Source organism: Janthinobacterium sp. AD80 (assembly GCF_002878455.1).
GTDB lineage: Bacteria > Pseudomonadota > Gammaproteobacteria > Burkholderiales > Burkholderiaceae_D > Janthinobacterium.
Map to the genome: position 1 here is coordinate 1 of NZ_NRDQ01000006.1, position 15,879 is coordinate 15,879.

A 15,879-nucleotide genomic window follows, 5' to 3' on the forward strand; every position below is an offset into this window, starting at 1 on the left:
GGTGGTGGCGAAGGCCGCGCACCGCAGCGCGGTCCGCGCCAGCCAGATCCGCTGCAAACGGCATTTGGTTTCGCCAATACCGGTCCGCGCCGTAATGCGGGCGGTGGTGCCGGCGGCCAGGCGCGTTCCGGTGGCCAGCCACGTGGCGGCATGGATCGTGGCGGCATGGATGGCATGCCGCGCCGCCGCAGCAAAGGTTAATTCGGGAGAGTTTCTTCTCGCGCGCCCGCCGATCTGCCGCGGGTGCGCGCTCTTGTAACTGTTGTAAGCCGGGCCGCTCCTCGTGTGCGGCATTGCGGCGAAGTTAATAAGAGGTTATAATCTGCAGCCTAATAAAAGTTCTCCGCAGGGTTGTTTGGTGGGGAGTGCTTTCATCTGGTTGGGGAAATACAAGAAGATGGGCAGATGCCCATTTTTTTTTTTGTTGAACCGTTTGTAATGGCTCCGCAAGGGGCCATATATGACTTGAATGCGTGTTTTTTGCATGCCGCCGGTGCTGTTTCAGTGCCGCGATGCTGAAAGCGGGCCTTATTTCTGGAGAATTTCTTGCAGCAGTTGGGATTAATTGAAAAGACAGTCACTGGTCTGGGCTATGAGCTCGTTGATGTCGAACGTGCCGAGCGCGGACTGCTGCGCGTCTTTATTGATTTCAGCGCCGCCGATGCCGCTGAAAAAGGTCCGATCACGGTCGAAGACTGTGCCACGGTCAGTCACCAGTTATCGCATGTGTTGACGGTAGAGAACGTTCCTTACGAACGTCTCGAGATTTCTTCCCCGGGTCTGGATCGTCCGGTGCGCAAGCTGGAAGACTTTGTCCGTTTCGCAGGCCAGGAAATCATCGTCAAGCTGATGGTGGCGATGCCGGGTACGAACAACCGGAAATCGTTCCAGGGGATTCTGCAAGAACCCGTGGGCGATAAATTGTCGTTGGAATTTGAAGGTAAGGATGGTCCGGCGATGTTGGAGTTTACGCTCGCCGACGTGGATAAGGCACGCTTGGTGCCGCAGGTGGTTTTTAAGGGACGCAAAGCATGAGCCGCGAAGTTTTATTATTGGTTGACGCGCTGGCGCGCGAAAAAAAACGTCGATAAAGATGTCGTCTTCGGCGCCCTCGAATTCGCGTTGGCGCAAGCCACGAAGAAACGGTATGAGGGTGAGGTAGACATCCGCGTTTCGATCGACCGCGAAACGGGCGAATTTGAATCGTTCCGCCGCTGGCACGTGGTGCCCGATGAAGCAGGTCTGCAACTGCCGGATCAGGAGATCCTGCATTTCGAGGCCAAAGAACAGATTCCCGATATCGAAGTCGATGACCACATCGAAGAACCGATTGAATCCGTCGAATTCGGCCGCCGCTTTGCGCAAGACACCAAACAGGTTGTCCTGCAGCGCGTGCGTGACGCCGAGCGCGAACAGATCCTGGTGGACTTCCTGGAACGCGGCGATTCGCTCGTCACCGGCACCATCAAGCGCATGGAACGCGGCGACGCCATCGTCGAGTCGGGCAAGATCGAAGCACGTCTGCCACGCGACCAGATGATCCCGAAAGAGAATCTGCGTATCGGCGACCGTGTGCGTGCCTACATCTTGCGCATCGACCGCAACATGCGCGGCCCGCAAGTGATTCTGTCGCGCACCGCGCCGGAATTCATCATGAAGCTGTTCGAGCTGGAAGTGCCGGAAATCGAGCAAGGCATGCTGGAAATCAAATCCGCAGCCCGCGATGCCGGCGTGCGCGCCAAGATCGCCGTCTACACGGCCGACAAGCGCATCGACCCGATCGGTACTTGCGTCGGCATGCGCGGTTCGCGCGTGCAGGCTGTGACCGGCGAGCTGGGCGGCGAACGTGTCGACATCGTGCTGTGGTCGGAAGATCCGGCGCAGTTCGTCATCGGCGCCCTGGCGCCGGCGAACGTGTCGTCGATCATGGTCGACGAAGAGAAGCACGCCATGGATGTCGTGGTCGATGAAGAAAACCTGGCAATCGCGATCGGCCGCTCCGGCCAGAACGTGCGCCTGGCTTCCGAACTGACCGGCTGGAAGATCAACATCATGACGGCCGAAGAATCGGCTGACAAAGCTGCCCAGGAAACGGCTGCCGTGCGCATCCTGTTCATGGAAAAGCTCGATGTCGACCAGGAAGTGGCTGATATTCTGGTGGAAGAAGGTTTCGCCAGTCTGGAAGAAATCGCTTACGTGCCAATTTCCGAAATGCTGGAAATCGAATCGTTTGACGAAGATACCGTCAATGAACTCCGTACCCGTGCGCGTGATGCGCTCGTGACCGAAGCGATCGCTTCGGAAGAGGGTCTGGAAGGCATGGACGAGGCGTTGGTGAATCTGGAAGGCATGGACCGCATCACCGCCGGCAAGCTGGGTCTGGCTGGTATCAAGACCGTAGAAGCATTTGCAGCACTGGCATACGACGAATTTGGCGCAATCCTGGCCTTGTCTGCGGACCGTGCGCGTGAACTGATTACAAGTGAATTTAAAGATGTGACCGACGATGAGATGAAGTTGGTTGACTCGAAATATGACGATCGTGCCAAGGCGTTGCAAGCCAAGGCATGGAGTCTGGCCGAATCCGCAAAGGCTTAATTTGAGTATCTTTATCATCTCCGCGACACATAGAAAAGAGGACTGAATGGCGAGTAACAACGTAGCCCAATTTGCCACCGAACTGAAGATGCCTGCAGATTTGCTGCTGACGCAGCTGCGTTCTGCCGGCGTCGAGAAAAGTTCGACGTCAGATCCATTGTCGAAAGATGATAAGGACAAGCTTTTGGATCATCTGCGCCGCACACACGGCGCAGCGGCTGACACAGAAAAGAAAAAAATCACCGTGACCCGCAAGGAAACGACTGAAATCAAGCAAGCTGACGCCACCGGCAAGTCGCGCACCATCCAGGTGGAAGTGCGCAAGAAACGCACCTTTGTCCAGCGTGACGAAGCTGCGCCGGTCGCAGCTGAACCGGCCGCGCCTGCCGCGCCGGTGATCGATCCCGCCGAAGTGGCGCGCCGTGAAGAAGATGCCCGTAAACAGGCAGAACTGATCGCCCGTCAGGAAGCCGATCTGCGCGAAAAGCAAGAACGTCTGGCCAAACTCGACGCGGAAAAAGAAGCCCAGGCGAAAGCCACGCAACAGGCTGAACTGGCCGCGAAGAAAGAAGCTGAAGCGGAAGCGAAGAAAGCCGCCGCCAAGGCTGCCGCCGCGCCTGCCGCCAGCGCCGCCGCGCCTGTCGTTGACGACGCCGCCGCGGAAGCGAAAAAAGCTGCCGCCGCTGAAGAAGCGAAGAAAAAAGCCGCTGCCGCTGCTGTTGCCGCCAAGGAAGCCGCTGACAAAGCGGAAGCCACCGAGCGCGCACGCAAGGCTGTTGCCGATGAGGTAGCCCAGATCAAGGCCATGATGAACGCGCCACGCCGCGCCATCAAAGCCCCTGAGCCGGTACCGGTTGCTGTCAAACCAAAGGCGCCGGAAGGCACCCTGCACAAGCCTGCTGACAAGAAACCAGGCGACAAGCCGGGCGACAAGAAGCCTGCTGTTGCAGACAAGAAATCCATCAAGTCGGCGAATGTGTCGTCCACCTGGTCCGATGACGCGAAAAAACGCGGCACCACCGGTGGTCCAAAGCCACGCGGCAATAGCGGCCCAGGCGGCCGTGACAGCTGGCGCGGTGGCGCGAAGGGCCGTCGCCCGACGCACCATGACGACCGTGAATCGAACTTCCAGGCGCCGACGGAAGCCGTCGTCAAGGACGTGCACGTACCTGAAACGATCACCGTGGCCGAACTGGCACACAAGATGTCCGTCAAGGCATCCGAAGTCATCAAGCATTTGATGAAATTGGGCCAGATGTGCACGATCAACCAGGTGCTGGACCAGGAAACCGCCATGATTCTGGTGGAAGAAATGGGCCACAAGGCGTTCGCCGCCGAACTGGACGATCCGGAAGCGCTGCTGGCCGACGTGGGCGAACACGCGCACTTCGAAACCAAGCCACGCGCACCGGTGGTGACCGTCATGGGTCACGTCGACCATGGTAAAACCTCGCTGCTCGATTACATCCGCCGCGCCAAAGTGGCGTCGGGCGAAGCGGGCGGCATTACGCAGCATATCGGCGCATACCACGTCGATACGCCACGCGGCATGATCACCTTCCTCGACACCCCGGGCCACGAGGCGTTTACCGCCATGCGTGCCCGTGGCGCCAAGGCAACCGACATCGTCATTCTGGTGGTTGCCGCCGACGATGGCGTGATGCCGCAAACGAAAGAAGCGATTGCCCATGCGAAAGCAGCTGGCGTACCGCTGGTGGTGGCGATCAACAAGGTCGACAAACCAGGCGGCAACGTTGACCGCGTGACGCAGGAACTGGTCGCCGAACAAGTCGTGCCGGAAGAATACGGTGGCGAATCGCCATTCGTGCCGGTATCGGCCAAAACGGGCCAGGGTATCGACGATCTGCTGGAACAAGTGCTGTTGCAAGCCGAAGTATTGGAACTGACGGCGCCGGTGGAAGCACCTGCGCGCGGCCTGGTGGTCGAGGCGCGTCTGGACAAGGGCCGTGGTCCTGTCGCGACGATCCTGGTGCAGTCCGGTACCTTGCGCCGCGGCGACGTGATCTTGGCGGGCTCTTCGTATGGCCGCGTTCGCGCCATGCTGGACGAGAACGGCAAAGCCATCGCTGAAGCGGGTCCTTCGATCCCGGTCGAAATCCAGGGTCTGACGGAAGTGCCGGTTGCCGGTGAAGAAGTCGTCGTCATGGCTGACGAGCGCAAGGCGCGTGAAATCGGTCTGTTCCGTCAAGGTAAGTTCCGTGACGTGAAACTGGCGAAGCAGCAAGCCGCGAAGCTGGAAAACATGTTCGACCAGATGGCCGAAGGCGAAGTGAAAAACTTGCCATTGATCATCAAGACCGACGTGCAAGGTTCGCAAGAAGCGCTGGTGGGTTCCTTGCAGAAACTCTCGACTTCCGAAGTGCGCGTACAAGTGGTTCACGCTGCCGTCGGTGGTATCACGGAATCGGACGTCAACCTGGCAGTCGCCTCGAAAGCGGTCATCATCGGCTTTAACGCCCGTGCTGATGCCCAGGCACGCAAGCTGGCCGAGTCGAATGGCGTGGACATTCGCTACTACAACATCATTTACGATGCGATCGACGAGATCAAATCGGCGTTGTCGGGCATGTTGGCACCAGAGAAACGCGAAACCGTTATCGGCCAGGTCGAGATCCGCCAGGTTATCCTGGTCTCGAAAGTGGGCGCGATTGCCGGTTGCCTGGTCACCGATGGCGTGGTCAAGCGTGCTTCTTCCGTCCGCCTGTTGCGCAACAACATCGTGGTGTGGAGCGGCGAGATCGACTCCCTGAAACGCTTCAAGGACGATGCGAAAGAAGTTCGCGCCGGTCTGGAGTGCGGCCTGTCGCTGAAGAACTACAACGACATTCAGGTTGGCGACACCCTGGAAGTGTTCGAAGTTCAGGAAATCGCTCGTACCCTGTAATCACAGAAGTAATGGCGCGGACATATCGTTGTCCGCGCAAACACGTGGGGCGCATTGGTCAACGGGCAACCGTTTGACCCATGCGCCCTGCGGCACTTAGGACAGCACTTACTATCATGGCTAAACATAGCAAAACCATGCCAGCGCGCGGCTTGCGCGTGGCGGACCAGATCCAGCGCGATCTGGCTGAAATCATCGCCTACGAATTGAAAGACCCGCGCGTTGGCACGATGATCACCATCACCGAAGTACAGATTACCCCCGACTACGCGCACGCCAAGGTGTTTTTCACGATGTTGAAAGACAGCAAGGAAGCCATCAAGAACACCACCGAAGGCCTGATGGCCGCGGCCGGCTTCATCCGTGGCCTGCTGGGCAAGCGCCTGCACATCCACACTCTGCCGATGCTGCATTTCGTGCATGACAGCTCGACCTCGCGCGGCATGGAAATGTCGCTCCTGATCGACAAGGCCAACGCCACGCGCGCGGCCGATGCCGAGCCGGACGAAAAGCCTGCAGACAAAGCGGACGAGCAATAACAGTGGCCGGTCCGAAGAAACCGCCCGGCATCAAGCGGGTGCGCGACCTGGTGGACGGCGTTCTGCTGCTGGACAAGCCCGTGGGCTGGTCCAGCAACGATGCGCTGATCAAGGCCAAGCGCGTGCTGAACGCCAAGAAAGCGGGCCACACGGGCACCCTGGACCCGTTCGCCACGGGCTTGCTGCCGCTGTGCTTTGGCGAGGCCACCAAGTTTTCCCAGGATTTGCTGGAAGCTGACAAAACCTACGAAACCCTGGTACATCTGGGGCAGACGACGGATACGGGCGATACCGAGGGCGAAGTGCTGGAAACGCGCGACGTCAACGTCACGCAAGAGCAGATCGACGCCGTGCTGGCGCGGTTCCGCGGGCCGATCCTGCAGACGCCGCCCATGTACTCGGCCTTGAAAAGAGACGGCAAGCCCTTATATGAGTATGCAAGGGCGGGCATCACCCTGGAGCGCGAAGCGCGCCCGGTGACCATCCACAAGCTGGAGTTCTTGAGCTACGAAGCCCCGTTCCTGAAATTGTCCGTGATGTGCAGCAAGGGCACGTATATCCGCGTGCTGGGCGAAGACATCGGCCACGCCCTCGGCTGTGGCGCGCACCTGAACGCCTTGCGCCGCACGCAGGTGGGCAGCCTGACGCTGGATGGCGTCGTCACCCTCGATGAACTGACCGCGCATGCCGCTCCCTTGAGTTTGCTGGCGCCCGTCGATGCCTTGCTGTCGAGTTTCCCTGCCGTGCAGCTGACGGAAGAATTGGCCAAGCGTTTCCTGCATGGCCAGCGCATCGCGCTGGGCAAGGAAGACGTCGCCGTGCCAGCCGAGCCGGGCAGGGTGCGCGTGTATCACGACGCCAAGCTGCTGGGCACGGGCCAGTTGCAGGAATATAGCATCCTGGCGCCGGAAAGGCTGATTGCCACGGCACATCAATAAGCCCGCAGCGAATACCGGGGTCGGACCCTCAGGGTCCGACCCCGGCTTTGGCCAGGGTTGCCATAAGTCATCTTAATGTCATCACTCAGCGATACTCTTCAAACAGTGTCGCTTTTTTAAACAATCCGTCCCCGACTGCGGGAGCCGCCAGCATTTTTAGATAGCGTTGCAACGCAACATGCTATACTACGCGGTTCCGGAAATAGATTAGCATTCGGGTATCTCGTACATCTTGTACGCACACCGCAGTTTTTCAGTAACTACTACGACCATGTCAAATACAAAACGCGCAATTCGTAATATCGCCATTATCGCCCACGTTGACCACGGCAAAACCACGCTGGTGGATCAGCTGCTGCGCCAGTCCGGCACCTTCCGTGAAAACCAAGCGGTCGACACCCGAGTCATGGACTCGAACGACCTGGAAAAGGAGCGCGGCATTACGATTCTGTCGAAGAACTGCGCTGTTGAGTACGAAGGCACCCACATCAACATCGTCGACACCCCAGGCCACGCCGACTTCGGCGGCGAAGTGGAACGTGTTCTGTCGATGGTTGACTCCGTCCTGCTGCTGATCGATGCACAGGAAGGCCCGATGCCGCAAACCCGTTTCGTCACGCGCAAAGCGCTGGCACTGGGTCTGAAGCCTATCGTCATCGTCAACAAGATCGACCGTCCAGGCGCGCGCCCGGACTGGGCCATCAACCAGACGTTCGAACTGTTCGACAAGCTGGGCGCTACCGACGAGCAACTGGACTTCCCTATCGTTTACGCTTCGGGCCTGAACGGCTATGCCGGCCTGACCGAAGACGTGCGCGGCGGCGACATGAAGCCGATGTTTGACGCCATCCTGGAACACGTTCCAGTGCGCGACGACAATCCGGAAGGCCCGCTGCAAATGCAGATCACCTCGCTCGACTACTCGTCGTACGTGGGCAAGATCGGCATTGGCCGCGTCAACCGCGGTACCGTCAAAGTCGGTCAGGACGTGCTGGTCATCAATGGCCCAGGCGCTACCCCAACCAAGGCCCGCATCAACCAGGTGCTGAACTTCAAGGGCCTGGAGCGCGTGCTGGTGGACGAAGCCGTCGCCGGCGACATCTGCCTGATCAACGGTATCGATGAAATCGGCATCGGTTCGACCCTGTGCGCACTGGACACGCCTGAAGCGCTGCCGATGCTGACCGTCGACGAGCCTACCCTGACCATGAACTTCATGGTCAACAACTCGCCACTGGCTGGCCGCGAAGGCAAGTTCGTGACCTCGCGTCAACTGCGCGACCGTCTGGAAAAAGAATTGAAAGCCAACGTTGCTCTGCGCGTGGCACCAACCGACGACGACACGATCTTTGAAGTATCGGGCCGCGGCGAGCTGCACCTGACGATTCTGATCGAAAACATGCGCCGCGAAGGCTTCGAGCTGGCCGTATCGCGTCCACGCGTGGTGTTCAAGATGGTCGATGGCGTGCGCCACGAGCCGTTTGAAAACCTGTCGGTTGACGTTGAAGAAGCCAACCAGGGCGGCGTCATGGAAGAACTGGGCCGTCGTCGCGGCGACCTGCAAAACATGGAATCGGATGGCAAGGGCCGCGTGCGTCTCGAGTACCTGATCCCGGCGCGTGGCCTGATCGGCTTCCAGGGCGAATTCATGACCCTGACCCGCGGCACCGGCCTGATGAGCCACGTATTCCACGAATACGCACCGGTCGACAACACCCGTGGCGAAATGGCTGGCCGTCGCAACGGCGTGCTGATTTCGCAAGATGACGGCGCTGCTGTTGCTTACGCTATCTGGAAACTGCAAGACCGCGGCCGCATGTTCGTGTCGCACAACGATCCAGTGTACGAAGGCATGGTCATCGGTATCCACTCGCGCGACAACGACCTGGTCGTCAACCCGATCAAGGGCAAGCAGCTGACCAACGTGCGTTCGTCGGGTACCGACGAAGCGGTGCGCCTGGTACCACCTATCCAGATGTCCCTGGAATACGCGGTCGAGTTCATCGAGGACGACGAACTGGTGGAAATCACGCCAAAATCGATCCGTCTGCGCAAGCGTTTCCTGAAAGAGCACGAGCGTAAAAAAGCGTCGCGTGATTCTTAATATGTTGTAGCGCATGGCCTGCGGGCCATGTTGCCTCCGGCCCGCTGCGCCGCGTCACCGTCACTGGTGGGGCGCGCAGCGGGTTTGTCATTTGCAGCCCCTGTTTTTTTGTAGACACCATGACTTCCTCTTCCTTGCCTTCCCGCCGCCTCTCCGTCGCTCCCATGATGGACTGGACCGACCGCCACTGCCGCAAGTTCCACCGCGAGATCACGCGCCACACCTGGCTCTATACCGAGATGGTCACGACGGGCGCGCTGGTGTACGGCGACGTGGAGCGCCATTTGCGCTTCAACGAGGAAGAGCACCCGGTCGCCCTGCAGCTGGGCGGCAGCGATCCGAAGGACCTGGCCACCAGCGCTAGGCTGGGCCAGCAGTGGGGCTATGACGAAGTCAACCTGAACTGCGGCTGCCCGTCCGAGCGCGTGCAGAAGGGCGCATTCGGCGCCTGCCTGATGGCCGAGCCGCAACTGGTGGCCGACTGCGTGAAAGCCATGCGCGACGTGGTCGATATCGACGTCACGGTAAAACACCGCATCGGCATCGATGACAGCGAGTCGTATGACTTCGTGCGCGACTTCGTCGGCACCGTGGCCGACGCCGGCTGCAAGACCTTTATCGTGCATGCGCGCAATGCCATCCTGAAAGGCCTGAGCCCGAAGGAAAACCGCGAAGTGCCACCGCTGAAATACGATTACGCGTATCGGTTGAAGCGCGACTTTCCCCAGTTCGAGTTCATCATCAATGGCGGCATCAAGACGCTCGATGAAATCGACCTGCATCTGCAGCACCTCGATGGCGTGATGCTGGGCCGCGAGGCTTACCACAATCCGTATGTGATGGCGCAGTTCGACCAGCGCTACTACGGCGACGACGCGCCCGTCAAAACGCGCGAACAGGTGCTCGAAGCGATGATTCCCTACATCAGCGCACAGCTGGAAAAAGAAGCGGGCAGATTAAAACTGAACAGCGTCACGCGCCATATGCTGGGCCTGATGCAAAACCTGCCCGGCGCGCGCGGCTTCCGCCAGACCTTGTCCGATTCCAAGAAGCTGGCCTCGGGCGACCCCCGTTTGCTGCTGGAAGCGGCGGCGCGCCTGTCGCTGCCGGCCTGATGAGCGGCGACGTCCACGCCCATGCGCAGCAACTGCATGGCTACCTGCAAGCCGTCACGGCACTGAAGGATGATGGCAGCCTGTTTCTGTGCGAGTATCTGGGGCCCGTCGCGCCGCAGGCCGCGCTTGACACGCTGTGCCGCGCGCTGACGCTGGCACCGGACGGCATGCGTTTGGAGCCGATCGAGAGCGTAGCATGCAGCGGTGCCTTGTGCACGCCGCGCCAGTGGCTGCTCGAGCGCCTGCTGCCGATGAGCGAGGCGGACCGCGCGCCGCTTGACGCGCGTTTATATGACGGTTTCGAAGCTGAACTGGCCGAACTGTTCGGTAGCGAGCCGCGCTGGTATCAACTGGTATCATCGGGTCGGGGCAGCCTGGCCAGTCGATTGGGTGCCATCTGGAGCATCTTTGTCTTCGGCACAGACGACCACGCCTATGTGTTGCGTTGCAGCTGGGACCGCTAATCCAACTTGTCTATACCGGTGCACTTGCGCACTGGTATTGTCGCACTTCCCCTTCCTCTGAGCACCTCTCCCAAAACGATGTCATATGGCTATGCCATGTGTTGTAAATGCGCTGTTTCGGCGCACGCCTGCACTGCCAGGGGGCATTTCTAGAAGGCAAGAAACGGCTTTGTTGCCATTTCCCCGAAGAAAGTTAATATGCAATTTATTCAGGCACTTATTGCTTGCTTTGAGGCAAAATTTACACCTATAATTGATTATAGACAAATATTTCTCATATGAATGTTTGATGTTGATCTAGCCATCAATGGTGTGAAAACTTCAGCGTGTGGAACAAATTTGCATTCGCAGTCACCGGTGTTTTCGGGGCTGCGTAGACCAGGAAGTACCTCGGGCTGCGTGCGGCCGGATACCACCAGCTGACCAGTCGGCAGCGGTGGATACCGGCGTCACGCAGCCTTCGTCTTGTCGTGCCGGGCAAAATTCTTATCAATAGTTTCATTTACGAAGAGCCGAAATGAATTTAGCAAAAATGAAGGTTGGTACCCGCCTGGGCCTGGGATTCGCCCTGGTGCTGGTTCTGCTGGTGGCCGTGACCGTCCTCGGCATCGCGCGCATGGCGCAAATCCAGGAACGTCTCGATCATGTGATCAACGTCAACAACGTCGTCACCCGCCTGGTGATCGATATGCGTGGCAACGTCAGCGACCGCATCACCTCGCTGCGCATCCTGACCCTGATGACGGACGCGAGCGATATGGAGCCGGAAATGGCACGTATCAAGACGCAGACGGCCACTTACCAGGACACGCAGAAAAAGCTCGAAGAGAAATTCGCCATCGAGTCGACGCCTGAAGAAAAGGCCTTGCTGGCCTCGATCAAGGAATACGAAGCCGCCGCCATGCCGGCCATCGCCAAGGCATCCGCCCTGTGGATGGCCAACGATGCGGAAGGCGCCACGCGCGTGATGATCAAGGAAATCCGCCCGGTACAGAAAAAATGGATGGAAGCGCTGGAGCAGCTGGCCACGCTGGAAGACAAGCTGAACGAGCAGATGCAGTCGGATGCCCGCAAGGCCTTCGACAGCGCGCGCCTGTTCATGATCATCCTCGGCGCACTGGCCGTGGCGATGGGCGTGGCGGCGGCACTGGTGATCACCCGTGGCTTGCTGAAGCAGCTGGGCGGCGAGCCTGACTACACGGCATCGATCGCCGGCAGCATCGCCAATGGCGACCTGTCGATCGGCATCCACACGCAGCCTTCGGACAATTCCAGCCTGCTGGCGGAAATGAAGGAAATGCGCAACAGCCTGGTGGGCATCGTCGGCCAGGTGCGCGTCGGTACGGAAACCATCGGCACGGCGTCGCGTGAAATTGCCGACGGCAATATCGACCTGTCGTCGCGTACGGAAATGCAGGCCAGCGCGCTGGAAAAAACCGCGTCGGCCATGGAAGAACTGACCTCGACCGTGAAACAGAATGCGGACAATGCGCGGGAAGCCAACAAGCTGGCCGCCACCGCGTCGGACGTGGCCCTGAAGGGCGGCTCCGTGGTCTCGCAAGTGGTCGATACCATGAGCTCGATCAACGAGTCGGCGAAGAAGATTGTCGACATCATCGGCGTGATCGACGGCATCGCTTTCCAGACCAACATCCTGGCGCTGAACGCGGCCGTGGAAGCGGCACGCGCCGGCGAACAAGGCCGCGGCTTTGCCGTGGTGGCGTCGGAAGTGCGCAACCTGGCGCAGCGCTCGGCTGGCGCCGCGAAAGAAATCAAGATCCTCATCGACGATTCGGCCGAGAAGACGGAACGCGGCACGCGCCTGGTCGGCCAGGCCGGCGTGACGATGGGCGAAGTGGTCGACAGCGTACGCCGCGTGACCGACATCATGAGCGAGATCGCCAGTGCCAGCCAGGAACAAAGCGCCGGCATCGAGCAAGTCAACCTGTCGATCATCGAGATGGATGGCATGACGCAGCAAAATGCGGCGCTGGTGGAGCAAGCGGCCGCCGCAGCGCAAAGCCTGCAGGACCAGGCGGCCGAACTGGCCCACGTGGTCAGCATTTTCAAGCTGGTTGAAGGCGAAGAAAAACCGGCGGCATATGTACCGGCGCCTGTGGCCGCCGCACCTGTCGCCGTGCGCAAGCCGGCCGCGGCATTGCGCCCGGTGAAGTCGCTGACGCGCAAGGCCGAAGCGGCCGCGCCTGCCGCTCCGGCAGCCCCGGCGCCACGCAAGGCGGCAGCTGCCAGCAGCACCAGCAATGACGAGTGGGAAGAGTTTTGAGCGTCCGGCATTGCTGTCGCCAGGCCATCGTAGCCGCCGCACTGCTGGGCTGCGCGAGCGGCGCCGTGCTGGCGGCGGAGGTGCCGGCCGTATTTGACGTCGAACAATGCAAGGCTGACTATCCGGAGCGTTCCCGCCTGAACCAGGAAGAGGGCGACATTCGCTTGTCCGTGCTGGTGACGGCGGAAGGCAAGGTAGTCGATGTCAAAATCGAAAAAAGTACCGGCTTTCGCGATCTGGACAAGGCGGCCGTGATAGCGGCGGCCCGCTGCCAGGTGGTAGCGGGAAGCAAAGATGGCAGCGCAGTGGAAAGCTGGACCACGGTCCACTATTCCTGGAAATTGTAATTACCGTATCTGATAATCATGGGGAAGCACATGTTTGAGAATAAGCGTTTTATGAGTGTTGCAGCAGCCTTGCTGGTGTCCGTTTCGTCCGCTGCCTTTGCGGCGGAAGTGCCGGCGTCGTTCGATTCCAAGAACTGCAAGGCCGACTATCCTAAAGCCTCGCTGATGAACGAAGAGCAGGGCACCGTGTCGATGTCCTTCCTGGTCAATGCGGACGGCAGTGTTGCCGATTCGAAAGTCGAGAAGAGCAGCGGCTTCAAGAATCTGGACAAGGCCGCCATCAAGGCGCTGTCCGCATGCAAGTTCAAGCCGGGCACCAAGGATGGCGCTGCCGCGCAAACCTGGACCAAGGTCGATTACGCCTGGAAGCTGGACTGATCCAGGTACCGTCGGGAGCGTGACTCCCGGCATGCTTGACCCGCGACGGGCAGCGCTTGCAAGGGCGCTGCCCGTCTTCTTATGTGCGCCAGTCAACGGCGCCACCGCTCCCGATTCTGTTACCCTCGGGGCATACCACTGCGGATTCCGCCAGAAGAGGTTTATTATGCAACGCATCCTGATACTGTCCACGTTCGCCGCCAGCACCCTGCTGTTGTCCGCCTGTGCTGGCCTGGGTACGCCGGCAGGCTTGCAGCCGGGACAGACCGTCGCCGTCGTCAATAGCCTGAGCTGGGACAATCCCCTCAGCGGCAAGCGCGATGGCGTGCGCACCAGCTGGCCCATCAAGGATGGCAAGGTCGCTGCGGAATATTTTCCGCTGGCGCAACTGAAGCAATGCGAAGCCGGCGGCAATGCCTGCGCCTGGGGCGTGATGCGGGCCAAGCGCAGCGCGCCCACGCTGGCGTATGCCGAAGGTGGCGTTGACGTGGCGCTGAGCGTGTCCATGGAGGTGGCGCGGCGCCAGGATGCGCGCCAGGGCGAGACCCAGACGGCCATGGCCATCCCGCAGGATGTGGCGGCCCTGAGCGGCAAGCGGCAGGTGCAGCCCAGCTGGAAATTAAAGTACGGCAAGGTCGAGCAGGTGGAGCTTGATTACGGCGTGCGTTACCAGATGTGCGTGCAGCGTTACGATGCGGCCGGCAAGGCCATCGATACTTGCGACATTCCCTTTATTTGAGGCAATGTGCTGGGCAGGCCGCATGTGGCGGCCGTGCGACATGTCATGTTGCGGCGTGCGTAGGGGTGTAACAATCGGTAAAAGCACAGCAAAGTGCCGCATTATTTCTTATAGTACTTAATTAAGTAGTGGTACATATCAGGAGAATTGCGATGAAAACCCTGTTGGCAGTAATTTCACTGGCCGCCCTCGGTGGCTGCGCCGTGGCCCCGCCCGGCCCCGCGTATTACGGCACGCGTGCGCCACAGGCCGCCTACAACCCATATGAATGGCACACGGTGTCGTCCGAACCCGTGCAGTCGTCGCGCGTGGTGAGCCAGCCGCGCGTGGAATACACGAATGAACCCGTGTACGTGCAGCAGCAGCCTGTCTACATACAGCAGCCCGTGTATGTGCCGGCGCCCGTGTACGCGCCGCAACCGTATTATTACAATCCGCCCGTGTCGATCGGGCTGGACTTCGTGTTTGGCTTTGGCCGTTATGGTGGACACCGCGGCGGCTGGGGCGGGCATGGCCGTTATCACGGCCGCCGCTGATTGACGGTTGATCAGATTCGGATGCATGCGGGACAAAGCCAGGCAAGCGGCGCTTGCCTGGCTTTGTCATGTGCATTAGTGGAAATACACGGATGTCTGATGCAGCACGTCCGCCGAGCACAGGATGTACACCGCCGCCGCTGCCAGACCTATTTGCAAGGCGCCAAAGCTGATCGGAATGAGGCGGGACATGTCGTACTCCTGAGTAGGTGTGAGTAGGTGATATGGTAGACCCGTTGGATGCGGTGGGTATGCTGTCATCATAGGATGAGTTAATGCCCAGGGGCATCAGATGACTGTCCGCTATCGTGTAGGACAACACCTTGTCACGGGCGCCCAAGCCCCATGCCTGGCCCTTCTAGCGGTTCTTCCAGCGCAGCACCGGTTCTTCCGGCGCCGTGTCTGGCACGTTCGAGATCGCCAGCCAGTGCGTCAGCCGTTCCGGATGCTTGAGGTTGATGCCCATGCCGTCGATGATGCCCACCTGTTCCAGCATGCGCGCATCGATCTTCGCCTTCGACACCGTCGGCGCGCCCATCACCATGCGGTCATAGGCCTTGCGCGCCTTGTGCTCCCACTTGTGCAGATTGCTTTCATCAAAGCGGTTGGCTTCGAAATACACGGTCAGGGTGCCATCCAGATTGCCGAAGCCGACAATGCCGGCGCCCTTACGGATGGTGGTGCTGTTGATGTCGAATGCCGCGGTAGGCACGAAAATGCCCGCGCGGCCATCGACGTCGGGACGGCCGACTGGGGTGTCCTTGCCGTAGGAACTGGTTTCGGTAATGGTTTTTTCTTCAGACATAGTACGTGCTTGGTGGCGCTGCCAGGGGCGCAAGCGTGCCCGGGGTCGCCGGCCATCCTGTTCAAAAAATGCGTGCTGATGATCAAGGCGGGGTAGCGGCCTTGGCGGAGCGATGCTTGGCATTGCT

At 59.9% G+C, this 15,879-nt stretch carries 13 protein-coding genes and 2 pseudogenes; 14 read left to right on the forward strand and 1 reads right to left on the reverse strand.

What is annotated here, in order from left to right:
* The 14 genes and pseudogenes from JaAD80_RS01200 to JaAD80_RS01265 all read left to right on the forward strand — a co-directional run.
* A pseudogene (locus JaAD80_RS01200) lies at positions 1-201 on the forward strand (23S rRNA pseudouridylate synthase B); the annotation flags it as partial.
* A 345-nt stretch (positions 202-546) separates the two neighbouring features.
* On the forward strand, positions 547-1,035 hold the full coding sequence (gene rimP, locus JaAD80_RS01205; RefSeq protein ID WP_035828693.1) for a ribosome maturation factor RimP: 489 nt from the start codon (positions 547-549) through the stop codon (positions 1,033-1,035).
* Positions 1,032-2,598: pseudogene (gene nusA, locus JaAD80_RS01210) on the forward strand (transcription termination factor NusA). The gene rimP and the pseudogene nusA overlap by 4 nt, the downstream one beginning before the upstream one ends.
* Before the next feature lie 46 nt (positions 2,599-2,644).
* The gene (infB, locus tag JaAD80_RS01215) at positions 2,645-5,503 is read left to right on the forward strand and encodes a translation initiation factor IF-2 (protein WP_102292515.1); all 2,859 of its coding nucleotides are present in this window, start codon (positions 2,645-2,647) and stop codon (positions 5,501-5,503) included.
* Between the two features lie 116 nt (positions 5,504-5,619).
* Positions 5,620-6,042: a 30S ribosome-binding factor RbfA gene (gene rbfA, locus JaAD80_RS01220; protein ID WP_102292516.1), complete on the forward strand. Its 423-nt coding sequence runs from the start codon at positions 5,620-5,622 to the stop codon at positions 6,040-6,042.
* Positions 6,043-6,044: 2 nt separating this feature from the next.
* On the forward strand, positions 6,045-6,980 hold the full coding sequence (gene truB, locus JaAD80_RS01225; protein ID WP_102292517.1) for a tRNA pseudouridine(55) synthase TruB: 936 nt from the start codon (positions 6,045-6,047) through the stop codon (positions 6,978-6,980).
* A gap of 271 nt (positions 6,981-7,251) precedes the next feature.
* Entirely contained in the window at positions 7,252-9,084 is a 1,833-nt protein-coding gene (typA, locus tag JaAD80_RS01230; RefSeq protein WP_102292518.1) for a translational GTPase TypA, read from the forward strand.
* A 164-nt stretch (positions 9,085-9,248) separates the two neighbouring features.
* Complete coding sequence (dusA, locus tag JaAD80_RS01235) at positions 9,249-10,199, forward strand: tRNA dihydrouridine(20/20a) synthase DusA (RefSeq protein WP_374755214.1); 951 nt, start codon at positions 9,249-9,251, stop codon at positions 10,197-10,199.
* Positions 10,199-10,663 (forward strand): hypothetical protein, encoded by a 465-nt coding sequence (locus JaAD80_RS01240; protein ID WP_102292520.1) that lies wholly within the window; start codon positions 10,199-10,201, stop codon positions 10,661-10,663. Before dusA ends, JaAD80_RS01240 begins: the two co-directional genes overlap by 1 nt.
* A gap of 517 nt (positions 10,664-11,180) precedes the next feature.
* Positions 11,181-12,947: a methyl-accepting chemotaxis protein gene (locus JaAD80_RS01245; protein WP_258002760.1), complete on the forward strand. Its 1,767-nt coding sequence runs from the start codon at positions 11,181-11,183 to the stop codon at positions 12,945-12,947.
* Positions 12,944-13,294 carry an energy transducer TonB gene (locus tag JaAD80_RS01250; RefSeq protein WP_258002761.1) on the forward strand — a complete coding sequence of 117 codons (351 nt, stop codon included), beginning with the start codon at positions 12,944-12,946 and terminating at the stop codon, positions 13,292-13,294. The genes JaAD80_RS01245 and JaAD80_RS01250 overlap by 4 nt, the downstream gene beginning before the upstream one ends.
* A 30-nt stretch (positions 13,295-13,324) precedes the next feature.
* The gene (locus tag JaAD80_RS01255) at positions 13,325-13,672 is read left to right on the forward strand and encodes an energy transducer TonB (protein ID WP_180979248.1); all 348 of its coding nucleotides are present in this window, start codon (positions 13,325-13,327) and stop codon (positions 13,670-13,672) included.
* A 166-nt stretch (positions 13,673-13,838) separates the two neighbouring features.
* A complete protein-coding gene (locus JaAD80_RS01260) occupies positions 13,839-14,411 on the forward strand; it encodes a hypothetical protein (RefSeq protein WP_102292522.1) in 573 nt (190 codons plus the stop codon).
* A gap of 152 nt (positions 14,412-14,563) precedes the next feature.
* Positions 14,564-14,947: a hypothetical protein gene (locus tag JaAD80_RS01265; RefSeq protein ID WP_102292523.1), complete on the forward strand. Its 384-nt coding sequence runs from the start codon at positions 14,564-14,566 to the stop codon at positions 14,945-14,947.
* A 358-nt stretch (positions 14,948-15,305) separates the two neighbouring features.
* Here the strand turns inward: JaAD80_RS01265 and JaAD80_RS01270 are convergent, their stop codons facing one another.
* The gene (locus JaAD80_RS01270) at positions 15,306-15,752 is read right to left on the reverse strand and encodes a hypothetical protein (RefSeq protein WP_102292524.1); all 447 of its coding nucleotides are present in this window, start codon (positions 15,750-15,752) and stop codon (positions 15,306-15,308) included.
* Between the last annotated feature and the right edge of the window lie 127 nt (positions 15,753-15,879).

Excerpts from the sequence above, each read along its gene's own strand:
- rbfA (WP_102292516.1), top strand. The coding sequence starts at position 5,620 with ATGGCTAAACATAGCAAAACCATGCCAGCGCGCGGCTTGCGCGTGGCG.
- JaAD80_RS01260 (WP_102292522.1), top strand. The coding sequence starts at position 13,839 with ATGCAACGCATCCTGATACTGTCCACGTTCGCCGCCAGCACCCTGCTG.
- dusA (WP_374755214.1), top strand. The coding sequence starts at position 9,249 with ATGATGGACTGGACCGACCGCCACTGCCGCAAGTTCCACCGCGAGATC.
- JaAD80_RS01245 (WP_258002760.1), top strand. The coding sequence starts at position 11,181 with ATGAATTTAGCAAAAATGAAGGTTGGTACCCGCCTGGGCCTGGGATTC.
- JaAD80_RS01265 (WP_102292523.1), top strand. The coding sequence starts at position 14,564 with ATGAAAACCCTGTTGGCAGTAATTTCACTGGCCGCCCTCGGTGGCTGC.
- JaAD80_RS01255 (WP_180979248.1), top strand. The coding sequence starts at position 13,325 with ATGTTTGAGAATAAGCGTTTTATGAGTGTTGCAGCAGCCTTGCTGGTG.
- typA (WP_102292518.1), top strand. The coding sequence starts at position 7,252 with ATGTCAAATACAAAACGCGCAATTCGTAATATCGCCATTATCGCCCAC.
- JaAD80_RS01270 (WP_102292524.1), bottom strand. The coding sequence starts at position 15,752 with ATGTCTGAAGAAAAAACCATTACCGAAACCAGTTCCTACGGCAAGGAC.
- JaAD80_RS01240 (WP_102292520.1), top strand. The coding sequence starts at position 10,199 with ATGAGCGGCGACGTCCACGCCCATGCGCAGCAACTGCATGGCTACCTG.
- infB (WP_102292515.1), top strand. The coding sequence starts at position 2,645 with ATGGCGAGTAACAACGTAGCCCAATTTGCCACCGAACTGAAGATGCCT.